The organism is Roseovarius sp. A-2 (assembly GCF_002072155.1).
GTDB lineage: Bacteria > Pseudomonadota > Alphaproteobacteria > Rhodobacterales > Rhodobacteraceae > Roseovarius.
The window spans coordinates 1-950 of record NZ_BDIY01000096.1; the positions used below are offsets into that span (position 1 = coordinate 1).

At 57.9% G+C, this 950-nt stretch carries 1 protein-coding gene; it reads right to left on the reverse strand.

The features are described from left to right. On the reverse strand, positions 1–884 hold an 884-nt coding region (locus BHD06_RS22735), incomplete at its 3' end, for an IS5 family transposase (RefSeq protein ID WP_139784873.1). Positions 885–950: the final 66 nt, after the last annotated feature.

Below are 950 nucleotides of genomic sequence, written 5' to 3' on the forward strand. Positions count from 1 at the left end.
CACCGTGCCTGCAGTTTTGGCCCGATCATACCTTTCCAGCGCCCCATCTGCGCTTCCACCCGGCTGCGCTGATTGTAGCCACTGCTGACTTGCCAGGCCAACCGACCCCGGGCGTGGATTTCAGCGATGTGTCGGTCTCGATGCGTCGGGTCGGTCATTGATTGCGGGCTTGGTACGGCGTTCTTCGGAGGTGGGATGATGATCTCGACCGTCTCGCCGAAACACGATTTGAGCAAGGTGCTGGTCGCTGCACCGTCGTAAGCGCCGTCCGCCAGAAACCTGGTGACCGTCTCGTCGATCTGATCCAGAAGTCCGGGCAAAGCTGAAGGGTCGCCCACGTCGTCCTGTGTCAGATCAGCGCAAATGATCTCTCCGGTCATAAGGTCCAGGCCGAGGTGCAGCTTGCGCCATGATTTGCACCTGGCCTTTGTTTTATGCTTGTTCTGTAGCCACTCACCCTCGCCAAAGATTTTTAGACCGGTACTGTCCACAGTCAGATGGATCGGCTCGGTACTCTCAATCCGCGGCTTTTCGGGCAGTTTCAAACCTTGGCCCCGTCGCGACAGCGTGGAGAAATCGGGCACCGGGATTTCCACTCCCATCAGCCGTGCGATGCTGCGCATCAGCCCTTGGGTCTGGCGCAGCGGTAGTTTGTAGATCGCGCGCAAGGTCAGGCAGGTTGTGATGGCAAAGTCAGAATATGCTCGTGGGCCGCCAGGGGTTGACCGGCGCGGCGCCCGCCATTGTTCCAGCGCATCGTTAGTGACCCAGATAGTCAGATCGCCACGACGCCGAAGGTTTTCGTTGTACACTGCCCAATTTGTTACCCGATATCGCTTCCTGCCAAACTTATGGCGGCGAGCAGCGTTGAACTTGTGTGGCATTCAGGTGTCCAGATCAGAGGCAAAATCCTCAACTACCAGAATAGCTCCTGATCGTGCAACAACGCC